Source organism: Pseudomonas protegens CHA0, from assembly GCF_000397205.1.
Taxonomy (GTDB): Bacteria; Pseudomonadota; Gammaproteobacteria; order Pseudomonadales; family Pseudomonadaceae; genus Aquipseudomonas; species Aquipseudomonas protegens.
This window is the reverse complement of record NC_021237.1, coordinates 3,628,988-3,646,043: the sequence shown is the minus strand read 5'-3', so window position 1 is coordinate 3,646,043 and position 17,056 is coordinate 3,628,988. Positions and strand designations below refer to the sequence as shown.

14 protein-coding genes are annotated in these 17,056 nt (G+C 64.3%); 7 read left to right on the top strand and 7 right to left on the bottom strand.

Annotated elements, in window-relative coordinates:
- Positions 1–100 precede the first annotated feature (100 nt).
- Entirely contained in the window at positions 101–1,747 is a 1,647-nt protein-coding gene (pgm, locus tag PFLCHA0_RS16270; RefSeq protein ID WP_015635774.1) for a phosphoglucomutase (alpha-D-glucose-1,6-bisphosphate-dependent), read from the top strand.
- A gap of 73 nt (positions 1,748–1,820) precedes the next feature.
- Here pgm and PFLCHA0_RS16265 read toward each other — a convergent pair whose 3' ends face one another.
- Positions 1,821–2,516: a pirin family protein gene (locus tag PFLCHA0_RS16265; protein WP_011061514.1), complete on the bottom strand. Its 696-nt coding sequence runs from the start codon at positions 2,514–2,516 to the stop codon at positions 1,821–1,823.
- 275 nt (positions 2,517–2,791) lie between these two features.
- On the opposite strand from PFLCHA0_RS16265, the gene PFLCHA0_RS16260 reads away from it, so the two are divergent.
- Entirely contained in the window at positions 2,792–5,257 is a 2,466-nt protein-coding gene (locus tag PFLCHA0_RS16260) for a UvrD-helicase domain-containing protein (protein ID WP_015635773.1), read from the top strand.
- 45 nt (positions 5,258–5,302) lie between these two features.
- On the opposite strand, the gene PFLCHA0_RS16255 is transcribed toward PFLCHA0_RS16260, so the two are convergent.
- Positions 5,303–5,572 (bottom strand): DUF1652 domain-containing protein, encoded by a 270-nt coding sequence (locus PFLCHA0_RS16255; protein WP_011061512.1) that lies wholly within the window; start codon positions 5,570–5,572, stop codon positions 5,303–5,305.
- Between the two features lie 277 nt (positions 5,573–5,849).
- On the opposite strand from PFLCHA0_RS16255, the gene PFLCHA0_RS16250 reads away from it, so the two are divergent.
- The 4 genes from PFLCHA0_RS16250 to PFLCHA0_RS16235 are packed head-to-tail and all read left to right on the top strand — an operon-like array spanning position 5,850 to position 9,661.
- The gene (locus PFLCHA0_RS16250) at positions 5,850–6,665 is read left to right on the top strand and encodes a helix-turn-helix domain-containing protein (RefSeq protein WP_015635772.1); all 816 of its coding nucleotides are present in this window, start codon (positions 5,850–5,852) and stop codon (positions 6,663–6,665) included.
- Positions 6,666–6,716: 51 nt separating this feature from the next.
- On the top strand, positions 6,717–8,123 hold the full coding sequence (locus PFLCHA0_RS16245; protein ID WP_015635771.1) for an NAD(P)/FAD-dependent oxidoreductase: 1,407 nt from the start codon (positions 6,717–6,719) through the stop codon (positions 8,121–8,123).
- A 57-nt stretch (positions 8,124–8,180) separates the two neighbouring features.
- A complete protein-coding gene (locus PFLCHA0_RS16240; RefSeq protein WP_015635770.1) occupies positions 8,181–8,522 on the top strand; it encodes a cupin domain-containing protein in 342 nt (113 codons plus the stop codon).
- A 47-nt stretch (positions 8,523–8,569) separates the two neighbouring features.
- Complete coding sequence (locus tag PFLCHA0_RS16235) at positions 8,570–9,661, top strand: polyamine ABC transporter substrate-binding protein (protein WP_015635769.1); 1,092 nt, start codon at positions 8,570–8,572, stop codon at positions 9,659–9,661.
- Between the two features lie 162 nt (positions 9,662–9,823).
- Here PFLCHA0_RS16235 and PFLCHA0_RS16230 read toward each other — a convergent pair whose 3' ends face one another.
- From PFLCHA0_RS16230 to PFLCHA0_RS16210, 5 genes are all read right to left on the bottom strand, one after another.
- Positions 9,824–10,585 (bottom strand): SDR family oxidoreductase, encoded by a 762-nt coding sequence (locus PFLCHA0_RS16230; protein ID WP_011061507.1) that lies wholly within the window; start codon positions 10,583–10,585, stop codon positions 9,824–9,826.
- A complete protein-coding gene (locus PFLCHA0_RS16225) occupies positions 10,582–11,964 on the bottom strand; it encodes an aspartate aminotransferase family protein (RefSeq protein ID WP_015635768.1) in 1,383 nt (460 codons plus the stop codon). Before PFLCHA0_RS16225 ends, PFLCHA0_RS16230 begins: the two co-directional genes overlap by 4 nt.
- Before the next feature lie 78 nt (positions 11,965–12,042).
- Positions 12,043–12,858, bottom strand: a complete 816-nt coding sequence (locus PFLCHA0_RS16220; protein WP_041118403.1) for a molybdenum cofactor biosynthesis F family protein — start codon at positions 12,856–12,858, stop codon at positions 12,043–12,045.
- Between the two features lie 87 nt (positions 12,859–12,945).
- A complete protein-coding gene (locus tag PFLCHA0_RS16215; protein ID WP_011061504.1) occupies positions 12,946–13,620 on the bottom strand; it encodes a helix-turn-helix transcriptional regulator in 675 nt (224 codons plus the stop codon).
- Positions 13,621–13,795: 175 nt separating this feature from the next.
- Entirely contained in the window at positions 13,796–15,130 is a 1,335-nt protein-coding gene (locus PFLCHA0_RS16210; RefSeq protein WP_015635765.1) for an aspartate aminotransferase family protein, read from the bottom strand.
- Between the two features lie 284 nt (positions 15,131–15,414).
- Here PFLCHA0_RS16210 and PFLCHA0_RS16205 point away from each other — a divergent pair, with 284 nt between their 5' ends.
- Complete coding sequence (locus tag PFLCHA0_RS16205; RefSeq protein WP_015635764.1) at positions 15,415–16,902, top strand: aldehyde dehydrogenase family protein; 1,488 nt, start codon at positions 15,415–15,417, stop codon at positions 16,900–16,902.
- Positions 16,903–17,056: the final 154 nt, after the last annotated feature.

The following is a 17,056-nucleotide window of genomic DNA, read 5'->3' as shown; positions in this document are numbered from 1 at the left end:
ATAAAAGCGCCGGGGCGCCGGGATAGATTCCATCGCGCTGCGGTCAAACTGCCAGTAAACTGCGGCCCATTTCCGAACCATCCTTTTCCAGAGGTTTTGCATGACTCTCAGTCCTTTTGCGGGCAAACCGGCACCGGCTGAATTGTTGGTCGACATCCCGCGACTGGTTACGGCTTATTACACCGGTCAGCCTGATGCATCGGTGTCTACCCAGCGTGTGGCCTTCGGCACCTCCGGGCACCGTGGCAGCTCGTTCGATCTGAGTTTCAACGAATGGCATGTGCTGGCCATCAGCCAGGCCATTTGCCTGTACCGCGAATCCCAGGGCATCGACGGCCCGCTGTTTGTCGGCATCGACACCCATGCCCTGTCGACCCCGGCCGGGGCCAGCGCCCTGGAAGTGCTGGCGGCCAATGGCGTGACCGTGATGATTGCTGCCGGCGACGAGTACACCCCGACCCCAGCGGTGTCCCACGCCATCCTCTGCTATAACCGGGGGCGTACATCGGGCCTGGCGGACGGCATCGTCATCACCCCGTCCCATAATCCGCCACAAAGCGGCGGCTACAAGTACAACCCCACCAACGGCGGCCCGGCCGACACCCACATCACCAAGTGGATCGAAGCCAAGGCCAATGAACTGCTGGCAGCCAAGCTGGCCGGGGTCAAGCGCATCGGTTACGAACAGGCGCTGAAGGCCAACACCACCCATCGCCACGATTACCTCAACACCTACGTCGCCGACCTGGTCAACGTCATCGACCTGGACGCCATCCGCAACGCCAAGCTGCGCCTGGGCGTGGATCCGCTGGGCGGAGCAGGGGTGCGCTACTGGTCGGCGATCGCAGAGCACTACCGCCTGGACCTGGAGGTGGTGAACAAGCAGGTGGACGCCACTTTCCGCTTCATGTCGGTGGATTGGGACGGGCAGATCCGCATGGACCCGTCCTCCAGCTACGCCATGCAGGGCCTGATCGGCCTCAAGGAACGCTTCGACGTGGCCTTCGCCTGCGACCCTGATCACGATCGCCACGGCATCGTCACCCCGAGCGGCGGCCTGCTGGCGCCGAACAACTACCTGGCGGTGTCTATCGATTACCTGTTCCAGAATCGGCCGCAATGGCGCGCTGATGCCGCGGTGGGCAAGACCGTGGTCAGCAGCGGCCTGATCGACCGGGTCGCTGCACGCCTGGGCCGCCGTCTGTATGAAGTGCCGGTGGGCTTCAAGTGGTTTGCCGATGGCCTGTTCGACGGCTCACTGGGCTTTGGCGGCGAAGAAAGCGCCGGTGCCTCTTTCCTGCGCCGCGACGGTGGCGTCTGGAGCACCGACAAGGATGGCCTGATCCCGTCCCTGCTGGCGGCGGAAATGACCGCGCGTACCGGTCGCGATCCGAGCCAGGCCTACCGCGCCCTGTGCGACGAGCTGGGTGAGCCGTTCTCGGTCCGCGTCGATGCCAAGGCCAACCCGCAGCAGAAGGCCCTGCTCAGCAAGCTGTCGCCACAGCAGGTGACTTCGACCCAATTGGCCGGCGAGCCGATCCAGCAGATCCTCAGCCATGCACCGGGCAATGACCAGGCCATTGGCGGCCTGAAAGTCATGACGGAGAACGGCTGGTTCGCCGCACGCCCGTCGGGTACTGAAGACATCTACAAGATCTACGCTGAAAGCTTCATCGGCGACGACCACCTCAAGCAACTGGTGCAGGAAGCCCAGACCCTGGTGGACACCGCCATCAGCGGCAACTGACCGACGCTCCGGGCCCGTCAGACAAAAAAAGGGGCGGCCATCACGGTCGCCCCTTTTTATTGGCCGCTGTATTTCACGCCAGATCCACCAGCACGATCTCGCTGTCCTGCAGGGCCGTCACCCGCAGCACCGGCTCATTCTCAACCGCGACGCCGTCTCGAGCTTCGGCTCGCAAGCCGTTGACTTCAATCGCGCCGGTCGCCGGAACCAGGTAAGCCCGGCGCCCGTCGTCCAGGTGATACTCGGCCGTTTCCCCGGCCTTCAGGTTGGCCGCCACCAGCCGCGCATCGGCGCGAATCCGCAGGCTTTCCTCATCGCCAGCCTTGCCACTGGCCAGGGTCACGAAACCTTCACGCTGGCCCTTGGGAAAAGGCTTGGCACCCCAGGAAGGCGCGGAGCCTGCCTGGTTGGGGATGATCCAGATCTGGAAGATCTTGGTTGGCGTGGCTTCCAGGTTGTACTCGCTGTGGGCGATCCCGGTGCCGGCGCTCATCACCTGCACATCACCGGCTTCGGTGCGGCCCTTGTTGCCCAGGTTGTCCTGGTGGCTGATGGCCCCTTCGCGAACGTAGGTGATGATTTCCATGTCCCGGTGCGGGTGCTGGGGGAAACCGGTGCCAGGGGCGATCACATCATCGTTCCAGACCCGCAGGTTGCCCCAGTGCATGCGCTTGGGGTCATGGTACTCGGCGAAGGAAAAATGGTGGTGGGCATCCAGCCAGCCGTGGTGCGCGCCGCCCAGGGAGCTGAAAGGTCTGAGTTCAAGCATGATCTTCTCCTCATTAAGGGCTCGTCATGGCACGTTGTATCCGGGCCAGAAAACGATAACCGTTGGTTGATGGCGAGCATCTTCCATCAGCTATAGATCGATAAAAAGCGCAAAAAATGCCGTAATCCAATCGTAAAATTAGATGAGTATTTTGTCGCAAAGCTGGTGTTAAACCTTCGGTTCATCGCTTAAGTTAATGACCTGCAAGCAATTGGCTGGATACCGTGGAACAATCCGCCGAAGATTACTGCTCAGCCTCACACCCTGGAGTCCGCGTGTCGCAACACACCCCCGATCTGCCCCCCGAGCTTTTGCCCCTGGCCCAGATGCCCTTGTTGAAACGCCTCGCGGCGCGCCTCTTCGGCCATGGCCTGAACCGCCTGCGGGCCCAGCATCGGGCTTCCTGGCTGCATGGTCAGGCCGATGGCTTTCGCAGTGGCCACACTGCCGGCGTGGAATACGGCTACCAGGAAGGCCGGCTCGAGGGGCTGGAGGAAGGCCGCCAGGTGCTGTTGATCCGCGACAGCCGCAACACCGAGCACCGCCCGCCCGGGGTGGATGACCGGCTGTTCGATGACTGGCGCCTGCCGTTGAGCGCCGAGCTGAAAAAGCGCTTCAAGGCCGATGTCGCCCGCCTGCTTCCCGCCGCGGCGCAACCCAGCGCCGCGCAGTGGAAGATGATTTTCAGCGACACACCCGCCACCGCGGTGATCGCCGGGGCCGGCGCCGGCAAGTCGACCTCGCTGGTGCTGCGCCTGCTGCTGTTGCATCACTATCTGGGCTTCGAACTGGACGCCATGACCGTGGTGACCTTCACCCGGGAGTCGCGCAAGGACTTCATCACCAAGCTCACGCAAGTCTTTGCCCTGTGGGGGCGGCAACTGGGCGCCAGGGAAGCCCGGGAGCTGGTGCGAACCTTCCACTCGCGGATTCTGCCCATGGTCCGCAGCCTGCCGGGCTTCGAGCGCCTGCAGGCCTTCGAGAACCTCAGCGATCGGCTCCAGGGCGGCGAAGACGAGGTGGACAGCAACCCATTCGATCTGCGCATCAACGACGCCCAGCGTCGGCACCTGAATGCCTGCTACCAGGCACTGTACCGCGATGACCCGCGCTTTCGCCTGGCGTTGCAGCCATTGGTACGCCACGCCCTGCAGCTCAAGGAACTGGAGCGCGATCACCCGGACGTGCAAAAGCGCATGGCGGTGACCGAACTGGCGGCCAAGCGCGATGAAGAACTCTGCGACACCGTGGAGGACCTGTGGTTTCGCGCGGGCGCCTGGCCGATCAAGGGCATCGAGCCGCAGCGCCAGCGGTTCGAAATCAACGGTGCGACCTTTCACAGCCATGGCTATTGTGCGGAGCTGGACGCCTGGGTGGTGCTGGGTTTCGACCCGCGCGAGAGCCCGCAGCTGACCCGGCCCGGGGCCAAGCTGACGGTGCGGGCGGAGTGGGCTGTAAAACGCACCCTGTTTCAAGCTTTTTGCCGTAAGCCATTGATTTGGCTTGATAGTTACGAAGCTTCAAAGCGTTCTGCCGGCGCCTTTTCGGCCCAGGTCAATGGCGGTCCGGGTTTCGATTACAAGGTCAAGGGCGAGCTGGCGTCGGCGCCGCTGCTCGATTGCTTTGTCGCCGCCGCAGGCTTTATCGAGAACCTGGGCTTGGAAGTGGGCGATGCCGTCGCGGGCATGAGTTTTGCGCAGGACGATCCGGACCGGTTTTTCTTCGAGGCCCTGAGCCTGTTCTGGCGAGCGCTGGAGGACCATCTGCTGGATCAGTCGCCGCCCATCATGAGCTACAACCGCATGTTCGCCCTGTTCAGCGAGCGCTCGCCGGAGAACTTCAAGCTGCTCAGCGATGCCTGCCTGCGCCCGATGTCACACCTGATGATCGACGAGTTCCAGGATGTTTCGCCGCAGATCGTTTCCTGGATCAGGGCCAGCCTTGCGGCGATCCGCAGCCGAGGCGCCGCCTTGCACATCGGGCGCGCCGCCCAGCATTCCTCGCTGCTCTGCGTCGGTGACGACTGGCAGTCGATCTACGGCTGGCGGGGCAGCTCGCCCAAGTACTTCATCGAGTTCAACAAGGAGTTCCCGTCCCCGGGCACCACCCGGGTCATGCTCAGCGAGAACTACCGCAGCCATCAGCATGTGATCGATGCCGCGGAGCATATTGTCCGCGCGGCGCCGGCCATTGCCGGGAAGAAGGCCAAGGCCAGCGGCGAAGCTACAGAGCTGTGGCCGGTGCAGGTGCTCGATCGCGATGATCAGGGCCTGGCCCAGCGTCTGGCTGAGCACTATGAGCAGGGTGATTCGGTCTTGATGTTGTTTCGAAAAAGTAGTGATAAGTTATTGGTTGAAAACGTTATTTCACAAATAGTTAATGTTGATTCTAGTCTGCCTCCAGGGTCGCGACGCCTGAAACAGCTGACCTATCACAGCGCCAAGGGACTGCAGGCGGATGCGGTATTCCTGCTGGGCGACTGCCAGCACCTGAGCAGTTCGCCGTACAAGAACCAGGTCTATCGCATGGCCGGGTTGGGCAAGGACGGCGATGCCGAGCCCTACGACAGCGCACAAAAGGACGAGATCCTGCGGCTGGCCTATGTGGGCATCACCCGGGCGGCCAAGCATTGCTACTGGTATGTGGACCGCCAGGAAGGCCCCTCGGGCAATGCGCCCAAGGCTTCGGACCGGGTACCGCGAGACAAGCCGTACTTCCAGGACTTGCGCCAGGCGACATGAAAAAAGCCCGCTGGCGAGGCGGGCTTCGGGTGAGGCAGCGGGGCTTCAGGCCTTGAGTGCCAGGGACGGGGAAAAGGCCTCCAGCTCATCTTCCACCGCCTCGATTATTCGTTCGACATCCGCAGCGCTCATCACCGTGGCACAGGGAATGCCGGCGATGGCGATCATGGTTTCGCCGCTGGCGCGATCGAAGAGCCGGGCGATCATGCTGCCGGGCGCATCCATGCTGGCTTCGAAACCCATGGGATGAAAATGCCATCGCATCAGCTGGCAGGCGTTGGGAAAGGTGACTTTACTGGCCCAGACTCTGTTCATCGGTGGCCCACCTTGATTCATTGAGCGCTTCCTTGTGCTCGCGGTAGGAACGACCGGATCGTCAATGACCCGATCGGTTGAGGTTTTAAAAATAGCATTGGCTTGTGACGGTTCGCAGTTTTTTTGCCCACCGTCCGGCGGTTCACTCACGGATTATTGATGCAAGTCATGTCATCTCCCAGGCACCCCCCGGCGGCTGCCGTATCTGGCCGGCGGCCGGTCGTTGAAGCCCTTGGCGAAGTTCGGCAAGCTGCGCCTTTTCCTGTTCGAGAAACCTATGTCTGCCCCCGATGACGGGCCGCTGCACACCCAGGCCACCGGTGAAACCGTGATGCGCTACCACCTGTGCTGGAAGTACCGGGACCTGGATGGAGTAATGGCGCTGTACCACCCGGACATCCAGTACAACGACTTTTTCCAGAACCGTACCCTGGGCCTGGAGGAACTGCGCGAATACGTGCGGGCCAGCATGCCCCGGGCTCCCGACGAGGCCCTGGAGCACAGCGATCGCATCCGCCTGGATGGCAACACCGCGTTTATCCAGTACCAGGTGACCCTGCGCGGCGGCCAGGGCCTGGTGTCATTTCGCTCCAGTGAAGCGATCACCGTGCGCGACGGGCTGATCTGGCGGGTCAACGAGTACGCCTCACTGGTCCGGGAGCCGGCACCGAGCAAGTCCTCCGCCAGACTGCGCCCGGCGGCCAGCCGGCTGGGGCTGTCGCCGCGCCAGTTGAGTTTCATGGCCGAGGACCTGCAGCAGTATTTCCAGCGCCAGCAGCCGTACCTGGACCCCGAGCTGGACCTGCAGCGGGTGTCCCGGGAATGCGGTTACAGCCGCAACCAGATTTCCTACCTGCTCAACCAGGTGCTGGGGCAGAGCTTCTACCGCTACGTCAACCAGGCGCGCCTGCAGCATCTGCTGGCAGCGCTGGACCAGGCGACGCCGCCGCTGCGCATCGACGAGCTGGCGTTTGCCGCAGGGTTCAACTCGCTGTCGGCCTTCTACAGCTGTTTTCGCCAGCACACCGGCCAGTCGCCCAAGGCCTACGCCAAGCAAATTTCTTTGCGTGCACGCGCGCAAGACAGCCCCTGAGGCCAGGCACTAGGATCGCCGCATTCGAAATTCGGGTTGCGGAGTGCTTGCATGCCAGCGTGGCGCAGTATCAGTTTGTGGATGGACCAGCTCGACGAGCCGCTATTGCCGCGGCCGCAGCTTGCGCAAGACCTGGACCTGGACGTGGCGATCATCGGCGCCGGCTATACCGGGCTGTGGACCGCCTATTACCTCAAGCGCCAGGCGCCGCAGTTGAATATTGCGGTGATCGAAGCGCAAACCGCCGGTTTTGGTGCCTCGGGCCGCAATGGCGGCTGGCTGATGGGCAACCTGCTGGGAGAAGACCGGCTGCTGGCCGCTCTGTCGCCGCAGCAGCGCCGGGCCTCCTTCGACCTGTTGCACGGCATCCCCGATGAAGTGGCCAATGTCATCGAACGTGAGGGCATCGACTGCGATTACCGCAAGGGCGGGGTGCTGTATTGCGCCGCCCGCTACCCGGAGCAGGAAACCAGCCTGCGCCACTATCTGGACAAGCTCTATGCCCAGGGCCTGAACCAGGACGACTACCGCTGGCTCAACCCCGAGCAACTGGCCCAGCAGATCCGCCTGGCCAAGCCCTATGGCGGTATCTATGCCCCGCATTGCGCCACCATCCAGCCGGCCAAGCTGGTGCGCGGCCTGGCCCGGGCGGTTGAGCGCCTGGGGGTGACCCTCTATGAAAACAGCCCGGTGACCCATTGGCAGTCCGGCAGCCTGCAGACGGCCCAGGCTTCGGTGCGCAGCCGCTGGATAGTGCCGGCAGTGGAAGGCTATTCGGTCACCTTGCCGCCCCTGGGCCGCTACCAGTTGCCGGTGCAAAGCCTGCTGGTGGCCACCGAGCCGCTGGCGGAGTCCGTCTGGGAAGAAATCGGCCTGAGCCAGGGCCAGGCCTTCAGCGAAAGCAGCCGACAGGTGACTTATGGCCAGCGCTCCATGGACAACCGGCTGGTGTTCGGTGCCCGGGGCGGCTATCAGTTCGCCAGCAAGCTGCGCCATGACTTCGACCTGACCCGTGACGAAGTGGAACTGCGCCGCTACCTGTTCGGCGAGCTGTTCCCGCAACTCAAGAACGTGCGCATCAGCCATTCCTGGGGCGGCAACCTGGGCATGTCCCGGCACTTCAAGCCGCACATGCTCTGCGACCGGCGCAAGGGCATTGCCCTGTCCGGCGGCTATGGCGGCGAGGGCGTGGGCGCCAGCAACCTCGGCGGCCGGACCTTGGCGGACCTGATCCTGGAACGCGACAGCCCTCTGGTACACCAGCCCTGGGTCATGCCCGAGTGTGGCCTGGAGGCCCTGCGGGCCTGGGAGCCGGAGCCGTGCCGCTGGCTGGGCTACAACGCGATCATTCGCAGCTTCGTCCACGAGGACCAGACCCTGGCCAACCCGGCCTCGGCTCCATGGCGGCGCAGGATGGCCAGCCGGATCGCCGGCTTCATGGAAGGTTTCATGCACTGAGCCGGCCTCTATGTACCGAACGCTGTCCGTTCGGATTTCCCGTCGAAAGGTAGAACCATGAGCATCACCCAATTCAAGCAAACCGCCACCGCCACCCTGGCCGAATCGGCACCAGTGGCGGTGCCCCTGGGCACTCCGGTGGCCGTGACCTCGGTGACCGCCGTCGAACGCAACGACGGGGTCGAGACCGGCATCTGGGAATGCACCCCGGGGCGCTGGCGGCGGCAGATCGTGGCCCAGGAGTTCTGCCACTTCATCCAGGGCCGTTGCACCTTCACCTCGGACAACGGCGAAACCCTGCACATAGAAGCCGGCGATGCACTGATGTTGCCGGCCAACAGCACTGGGATCTGGGATATCCAGGAAACGGTGCGCAAGACCTACGTCTTGATTTTCTGATCCCTTGATTGCCTGCCAACAACAAAACCAGCCACAGGTATCGACTCATGATCCGCAAGACTTGCGCGTTGCTATTGCTCAGCCCGTTGTTCCTGGCCACGTCCCTGGCCCAGGCCGATACGGTGAAGATCTACAACTGGTCGGACTACATCGCCCCGGACACCACCAAGGCCTTCCAGAAGGAAACCGGGATTGGTTTCACCTACGACGTCTATGACAGCAACGAGACCCTGGACGGCAAGTTGATGACCGGAAAATCCGGGTATGACGTGGTGTTTCCTTCCAACCACTTCATGGCCCGGCAGATTCAGGGCGGGGCACTGAAGAAGCTCGACAAGAGCCAGCTGCCCAACTGGAAGAACCTCAACCCGGTGCTGCTCAAGGCCCTGGAGGTCAACGACCCGGGCAACCAGCACGGCTTCCCCTACCTCTGGGGCAGCACCGGCATTGGCTACAACGTGGCCAAGATCAAGGAAGTGCTGGGCAACGATGCCCCACTGGATTCCTGGGACCTGATCTTCAAGCCCGAGTACATGCAGAAGCTGCAGAAGTGCGGGGTGGCGATCCTCGACAACGGCCCGGAACTGATCCCTACCGCTCTCAATTACCTCGGGCTGGCGCACCACAGCAAGAACCCGGCTGACTACAAGCAGGCCGAGGCGTTGCTGATGAAGGTCCGGCCTTATGTAAGCTACTTCCACTCGTCGAAGTACACCAGCGACCTGGCCAACGGCAATATCTGCGTGGCGGTGGGATTCTCCGGCGACATCCTGCAAGCGGAAAGCCGTGCCAGGGAGGCGAAGAACGGGGTGGAGATCGGCTACTCGATTCCCAAGGAAGGCTCGCCGATCTGGTTCGACATGGTGGCCATGCCAGTGGATGCCCCGGATGAGCAGGCCGGCTATGCCTTCATGAACTACCTGCTGCGCCCCGAAGTGATGGCCGGCGTGAGCAACTACGTGCACTACGCCAATGGCAACCTGCAGGCCGACAGCCTGATCGACCCGGCCATCAAGAACGACACCAAGGTCTATCCGAGCCCGGAAATGATGGGCAAGCTGTTTGCCCTGGAGGCCATGCCGCTGGACATCGACCGCATCCGCACCCGCCTGTGGAACAAGATCCGCAGCGGCAGCTGACCTGACCCTTCGTAGGAGCCGGCTTGCCGACGAAGAGGGCCTCAAGCCCTGTGTTGCGCTCGGGGTCGCCTTCGCTGGCAGGCCAGCTCCTACGCCCGTCGTTCTCCCTGGAGGGCGCCAGCCGGTCCGCCTCTTAGGTGCCGGTGTGGAGGGCGGCAGTTTCTATAGCTGGGTGTTTTCCGGGAGCAGGGCGCCGCCATCCACCACCAGGGTCTGGCCGGTGATATAGCCCGCTTGCCGTGACGCCAGGAACAGCATGGCCCAGGCAATATCCTCGGCACTGCCCAGGCGCTTCAGGGGAATGCTCGAAGCCAGGGTCGAAGCGTCGCCGAGATTGTCCATGGCCTGGGTGGCAATCAGCCCGGGCTCCACGCCGTTGACCGTGATTGCATATTCCGCCAGCTCCAGCGCGGCAGCGCGGATAAAACCATTGACCCCGGCCTTGGAGGCCGCGTAGTGGGCGAGCCCGGGAATCGCCGTGCGCGGGCCGGTGACCGAGGAGGTGATGACGATCCTCGGCTGCTGGGACCGGCGCAACGCCGGCAAGGCGGCCCGAGTCAGCCAGAAGCAGCTTTTCAGGTTCACCGCCAGGGTGCTGTCCAAGGTTTCATCCTCCAGTTCGGCCAGCTTCTGCATCGGAAAGATCGCGGCATTGTGCAGCAGCAGGTCGAGGCCGCCGAAGGCCTCCAGGGTTGCCGCCACTGCCTGTTCGGCGGCATTGCGGGTGCCCAGGTCCACAGGCAGCAGTTCGGCGGTGCCGCCGGCTTGGCGAATCAGCCGCAGGGTTTCATCGCCTGATGCCGCGCTGCGGGTCGCCAGCATGACGCTGGCCCCCTGGGCGGCGAACAGTTGGGCGATGGCCCGGCCGATGCCCTGGCCGGAACCGGTGACCAGGGCGATGCGCCCACGCAGATCCTGGCTCATGAGCCGGCTCCTGGCAGAACCTGGGCCAGGCACTGGTCCAGCAGGAGGTTGTGCAGGTCGACCTGCGCCTCGCTGGCGGTCGGGCACAGCAGCGCCATGTTGTGGAACGGCGTCAGCAACACCCCGCGATTGAGCAGGTACAGGTGCAGATAGGCTTCGATCAGCCCATGGCGGGCATGATGGGCCTCACCGCCGTTGCGCGGAGGCTGCTGCATGAACAGGTATTCGACCCGGGCACCGATGCGGGTCACGTGCCAGGGCAGGCGGTGCTTGTGGATGATGGCTTCGACCCCGGCCCGCAGGCGCTCGGCGAGATGGAACATATGGGCGTAGCTGGCCTCGTTCATCACTTCGCTGAAGGTGGCGCGCATGGCCGCCATCTGCAGGGCGTTGCCGGCCAGAGTGCCGCCGAAGCCGAAATGGTTGATCGCCTGGCCCGGCTGGAAATGCGGCAGCACCTGCCAGATCCGTTCGGCCATGGCCTGGCTGGCGCCCCAGACCGCCGTGGGAATGCCACCGGCGATGGATTTGCCGAGAACGAAGAAATCCGGCTGCAACCCGTGCTCGCCGCAATAGCCGCCGGGGCCGCAGGACAGGGTATGGGTCTCGTCGATGATCAGCGGCACCTCGTAGCGCCGGGTCAGCTCCCGCAGGCCATCATGAAAGCCCGGGGCTGGCGGCACCATGCCGACGTTGGTCATGAAGGGTTCGGTGAGTACCGCGGCCACGTCGCCATGGGCCAGGGCCGCTTCCAGGGCCGGCAGGTCGTTGAACTCCACCAGCCGCGTGGTGGCCTGGTGCTGCAGGCCGTTGGCGTGCACGCCGTCCCGCGGGATCATCTGGCCCTGGGCGTCGAACTCCACCTGGGACTCGTCGACGCTGCCGTGGTAGTTGCAGTTGAACACCAGGACCTTCTGCCGCCCGGTGATCATCCGGCACAGGCGCAGGACAAAACGGTTGGCGTCGGTGGCCGAGGTGGTGACCTGCCAGTAGGGCAGGCCAAAGCGCCGGGTCAGTTCCTTGCCGACCCACAGGCTGTCGGCCGTGGGCAGCATCAGGGTCGAACCATGCAGAGCCTGTTCGGCGATGGCAGCGGCGACCGCCGGTTGGGCGTGGCCGAACATCGCTCCGGTGTCACCCAGGGCAAAGTCCACGTAGTGATGACCGTCGCAATCGGTGAGGGTCGCGCCCTGGGCGTCGGCCACCATGATCGGGTAGGAGCCGGGCCATTGCTGCATCCAGTGCAAGGGCGCGCCGTACAGCCAATGCTGGAGGTTTTCCTGGTAGAAAGCGCCGGAGCGCGGGTGTTTCTCGGCAAACAGTTGCAGTTCGGTCTGGTAGCAACTGGCGACGCGTTGCAGATCGAGGCCCAGAGTCATGGCAGTGTCCTGTGAGGAAGAGGGCTGGCTGGCCCAGGTGCCGGCCTGGGCCGGCAGCCTGGAGCCAGGGGGCGGGTATCAGCGGTGCCGGGTACGGTTGAGCACCTCTGCCAGGGCTCCCACCGGAAAGTTGGCGGCGCTGCTGAAGTCGGCACCCTGGTAGCCGAAGATCTTGCCGTCGCTGCGACCGGCCTTGAGGTCGATCAGCACCAGGCCCAGGGTCGGGACGATCTTTTCTCGCCAGACGAACAGGTACAGCTGCTCGGCGATCTTGTAGTAGTGGCAGCGGTCGGTATCCGCCAGCCCCTGTTCGACGCCCCGCAGGCATTGCCAGCTGTAGAAGTTGGCATTCAGGTAGATGTGCTCGTAGGCCTCGCTGGCGCTGTAGATGTACCGGTTGCGCAGGCCCACCAGTTCATCGGTGGGTTCATGGCGTGGCGTGCTGGCGGTGACCGGCGTGTCGATGGCGCCGTGGAGAAACTGGGCCTTGACCGAGGTCAGCTCGCCACCGGCCAGGGCCCGGCTGAACAGGTCGACGCTGGATTCGGCCTGGCTGGGCATCTGCCCGATGACTGCGCTGAAGCATTGCTGCTCAAGGTCCAGGACCAGGCTCACCGAGTGGATCTGCCCCTGTTCGTGCTTGAGGAAGTCCACCAGGTAGATGCCGGGGCGCAGGCAGGTTGCGCGATAGGGCAACTCGGCGCCGGCCGCTTCCCCGACGTTGTTCCAGCGCAGGGTGTGGGCGGCGAAATGGTGTTCGATCTGCCAGTGGTTGTCGAAGTGCAGGGTCAGGTGGCGACCGGCCAGGTCGTCGACCGCCGGGAGGATGTGATTGTCTTCGGCAAAGCCGTCGGCGAGGGCTCCGACGGTGATCCATTCAGGTTGCGGGTTCATGGCAAGGCTCTTGTCAGCAAGGAGAGCTGCATGTTCGGCCGCCAGCCCCGGGTTGCCCATCAACCTTATGGTTGAAGTGCCCGGGCTTTACAGGAACAGCGCTCTGACCAGCTCCGTACGGTTACTGGCGCCGACCTTGCGGAACAGGTTGATCAAGTGGGTCTTGACCGTGGGCAGGCCCAGGTCCAGGCGCCGGGCGATGGTCTTGTTGTCTGCGCCGTCGCGCAGCAGCCAGGCGATTTCCCGCTCCCGGGGTGTCAGGCCCGACAGGCGCTCATCGACCTGGGACCAGGGCGCCAGGGCCGCAATCTCCAGCAGGCCTTGCAAGGCATGCAGGGTGCCCAGTTCCTCCACGCTGAAGTGCCCCAGCCCGACGTCGCGCAGCAGCGACAGGCCGGCGACCGGCCGTTCGCCATCGCAGGCCAGGATTTCCACCACATCCAGTACCCCATGGCGCTGCAGGAACCCCTGATAAACCTCGCTCTCGTGATGGCCCTGGTGGGCCATGCCCATGTGCAGAGACAGCACCGGGCGCCCCGCCGCGGCGCAGTGACGAGGTTGCAGGGGGTCGTAGTGGCGAAAGTGCTGCAGGTAGGCCTGGTGCATCTGCTCCGGCATGCGGTACAGCGAAAAATCCCGGGCCTGCAGTTGGGCATCGATGCGGTAGAAGGCGCAGAGGCTGGCGGGTACTACCCGGGTGAAAGCGGCGATGCAGCGGTGGCCCAGTTCATGGGGGCCGGGCAGGGAGGCGGGTGCGTTCATCGGATGGCTCCTGGCTGCACCTGGGGCAGTGGCTCGGTGAAAGGGGCGCAAGGACGTGGATTGATCCTGTCCGGAACCCGGACTGCCACAGTGAAACCCTGCTGGGCGTGCCTGGCAAGCCTCCAGCGCCGCAAGCTGCGATCGTGATTGCCTCGATCGCAGCTTGCTGCCGGGGTTAGCGGCGGGCCTTGCTCAAGCCTTCGGCCAGGGCGTCGACTATGGCATCGGCCTGTGCCTGCTGGATCACCAGGGGCGGCGAGAGAATGATCTTGGTGCCCACCGGGCGCACCATGACCCCGTTGTCCCGGGCGATCTGTGCCACCTGATTGGCGTAGCCGCTCATGGGGTCGATGGGTTCGCGGGTGCTCTTGTCCGCGACAAGATCCAACGCCAGCATCAGGCCCTTGCCGCGCACTTCGCCGACGGTGTCGAAGCGCTCGACGAAGGGCTGCAGCTTGTCGAGCATGTAGTCGCCCATTTTCGCGGCGTTGGCCGGCAGGTCCTCCTTGACCACGATGTCCAGGCACGCCAGGGCGGCGGCGCAGGCTACCGGGTGCCCGGAGTAGGTGTAGCCATGCATGATGGCCCCGGTGAAGTTGGCGTTCTTTTCGAAGGCTTCTTCGATGCGCCGGTTGACCACCGTGGCGCCCAGGGGGATGTAGCCCGAGGTGATGCCCTTGGCCAGGCACATGATGTCGGGCTTGACGCCCCACAGGCGGCTGCCGAACATCGAACCGCTGCGACCGAAGCCGGTGACCACTTCGTCGGCGATCAGCAATACGCCGTACTTGTCGCAGACTTCGCGGATCAGCGGCCAGTAGTTGGCCGGTGGCACTATCACGCCGCCAGCGCCCTGGATCGGCTCGGCAATGAAGGCGGCGACGGTGTCCGGGCTCTGGAACTGGATTTCCCGCTCCAGCAGGTCGGCGCAGATCTTGCCCAGCTCTTCCGGGTCCTGGCTGTAGGGGTTGCGGTACAGCCAGGGGGTATCGATGTGGTAGCAGCCCGGCAGCAGCGGCTCGTAGTTGCGGCGGAACACCGTGTTGCCGTTGACCGAGGCGCCGCCGAAGTGGGTGCCGTGGTAGCCCTGGCGCAGGGAAATGAACTTGGTGCGGTCGGCCTGGCCTTCGAGCTTCCAGTACTGGCGGGCCAGCTTCAAAGCGCTTTCGATGGCGTCCGAGCCGCCGGAGCTGAAGGCCACCCGGCGCATGTCCTCGGGTTCCAGCAGGTTCATCACCACCCGCGACAGTTCTTCAGCCCGGGGATGGCTGACCCCGTCGAACAGCTGGAAGTATTCCAGTTCATCAAGTTGCGCGGTGATCGCCGCCTTCACTTCCTTGCGGTTGTGGCCGACGTTGACGTTCCACAACCCGGCAACGCCATCCACCAGCTGGTGGCCCTTGTCGTCATACACATAGCAGCCGTCGCCACGGACGATGCGGATCGGCTCGCGTTGCTTCATTTCGTTGGGGTGCAGCATGGGGTGCCAGAAACGGCTTGGTTCGCTCACGTTGAGTCTCCTGATAACGCACGGACAGCGTGGAGATATTAGTGCGTCATTTATGCGCCCCTGGCTTGCCTCTGTGTGCCAGGGCACTTGACCCAGGCTGCCAGTGGCGGGTTTGCGGGCCTGTTCGCTGGTAAATGGCGCGCACCTGCAGGGGCTGGCTTGCCAGCGAAGGCCCTGGCGGGGCTGGCAGCCAGGGCCAAGTTTCGCGGCAGCCAGGGTCAAGACGGCGTGCGTCTTTGCGCTCAAAGTCCATCTCGAACTAGGTCTACCTGCGAGGATTCAAGATGAGCGTTGCCATCGACCCACGTGTCGCTGCATTCATAGACAGTCAGCATGGCCTGCTGATCGACGGTCACAGCCAGCCGGCCCTCAGCGGTGAGCGGATGGCGGTGTACAACCCCGCCAGTGGCGAACAATTGGCCGAGGTCGCGGCAGCTGCCCAGGCCGATATCGACCTGGCGGTGAGCGCCGCACGTCGGGCCTTCGAGGGTAGCTGGAAGGCGCAGCGCCCCGCCGACCGCGAGCGCCTGCTGCTGAAGCTGGCGGACCTGCTGGAAGCCAATGGCGAGGAACTGGCGCAGTTGGAAACCCTCAACAACGGCCAGTCGATCCACCTGGCCCGGGCCCTGGAGGTGGGAGCGGCCGCAGAGTTCACCCGCTACATGGCTGGCTGGGCCACCAAGATCGAGGGCAAGAGCCTGGATGTTTCCATCGCCGCAGTGCCCGGGGCGCAGTACCGGGCCTACACCGTGCCGGAGCCGGTGGGCGTGGTGGGGGCCATCGTGCCGTGGAACTTCCCGCTGCTGATGGCCATCTGGAAAATCGTTCCGGCCCTGGCCTGTGGCTGCACCGTGGTGCTCAAGCCGGCGGACGAAACCCCGCTGACCGCGTTGCGCCTGGGCCAGTTGTGCCTGGAAGCGGGGATCGCCCCCGGGGTGGTCAACGTGGTCACCGGCAGTGGCGCCCAGGCCGGCGCGGCCCTGGCCGCGCATTCGGGAATCGACAAGCTGGCGTTCACCGGCTCGACCCAGGTGGGCAAGCTGATCGGCCATGCCGCGGTGGACAACATGACCCGTTTTTCCCTGGAGCTGGGTGGCAAATCGCCGGTGATCGTGCTTGACGACTGCGACCCGCAGACCGCCGCCGCCGGCGCCGCCGGGGCGATCTTCTTCAACCAGGGGCAGGTGTGCACGGCGGGTTCGCGGCTGTACATCCAGCGCCGCATCTATAACGAGGTGCTGGAGCGCCTGGTGGCCATTGCCGGGTCTCTGAGCATCGGGCCGGGGCTGGACGAGCAGGCACAGATCAATCCGCTGATTTCCGCCAAGCAGCAGAAGCGCGTGCTGCAGATGGTCCGGCGCGGAGTCGAAGAGGGCGCCCGGCTGCTCTGTGGCGGTGTCGCCCATGGCGAGCGGGGCTTCTATGTGCGCCCGACGGTGGTGGCCGATGTGCACGCCGACCAGCAACTGGTGCGCGAGGAAATCTTCGGCCCGGTGGTGGTGGCCACGCCCTTCGACACCCTGGACGAAGTGGTGGGCCTGGCCAATGACAACCAGTACGGGCTGGGGGCGAGCATCTGGTCCAATGACCTGGGGCGGGTCATGCAGCTGATTCCGCAGATCAAGGCCGGCACTGTCTGGGTCAACACCCACAACATGCTGGACCCGTCGATGCCCTTCGGTGGCTACAAGCAGTCGGGCATCGGTCGCGAGATGGGCCATGCGGCCATCGAGGCCTACACCGAGAACAAGTCGGTGTGCATCGCTTATTGAGCCGAACGCCTTCGCCGGCCAGCCGGCCCCTGCGGGGGCAGGGCCAACCGGTTTACTGTAGGAGCCGGCTGGCCGACGAAGAGGCCCCTGGATTGGGCGGTGATCTTGCCGACGCCTTCGTGGCGAGCCAGCTCCTACAGGGTGTGAACATGAA

Coding starts and splice junctions, on each gene's coding strand:
- pgm (WP_015635774.1), top strand. CDS start 101: ATGACTCTCAGTCCTTTTGCGGGCAAACCGGCACCGGCTGAATTGTTG.
- PFLCHA0_RS16265 (WP_011061514.1), bottom strand. CDS start 2,516: ATGCTTGAACTCAGACCTTTCAGCTCCCTGGGCGGCGCGCACCACGGC.
- PFLCHA0_RS16255 (WP_011061512.1), bottom strand. CDS start 5,572: ATGAACAGAGTCTGGGCCAGTAAAGTCACCTTTCCCAACGCCTGCCAG.
- PFLCHA0_RS16250 (WP_015635772.1), top strand. CDS start 5,850: ATGTCTGCCCCCGATGACGGGCCGCTGCACACCCAGGCCACCGGTGAA.
- PFLCHA0_RS16245 (WP_015635771.1), top strand. CDS start 6,717: ATGCCAGCGTGGCGCAGTATCAGTTTGTGGATGGACCAGCTCGACGAG.
- PFLCHA0_RS16240 (WP_015635770.1), top strand. CDS start 8,181: ATGAGCATCACCCAATTCAAGCAAACCGCCACCGCCACCCTGGCCGAA.
- PFLCHA0_RS16235 (WP_015635769.1), top strand. CDS start 8,570: ATGATCCGCAAGACTTGCGCGTTGCTATTGCTCAGCCCGTTGTTCCTG.
- PFLCHA0_RS16230 (WP_011061507.1), bottom strand. CDS start 10,585: ATGAGCCAGGATCTGCGTGGGCGCATCGCCCTGGTCACCGGTTCCGGC.
- PFLCHA0_RS16225 (WP_015635768.1), bottom strand. CDS start 11,964: ATGACTCTGGGCCTCGATCTGCAACGCGTCGCCAGTTGCTACCAGACC.
- PFLCHA0_RS16220 (WP_041118403.1), bottom strand. CDS start 12,858: ATGAACCCGCAACCTGAATGGATCACCGTCGGAGCCCTCGCCGACGGC.
- PFLCHA0_RS16215 (WP_011061504.1), bottom strand. CDS start 13,620: ATGAACGCACCCGCCTCCCTGCCCGGCCCCCATGAACTGGGCCACCGC.
- PFLCHA0_RS16205 (WP_015635764.1), top strand. CDS start 15,415: ATGAGCGTTGCCATCGACCCACGTGTCGCTGCATTCATAGACAGTCAG.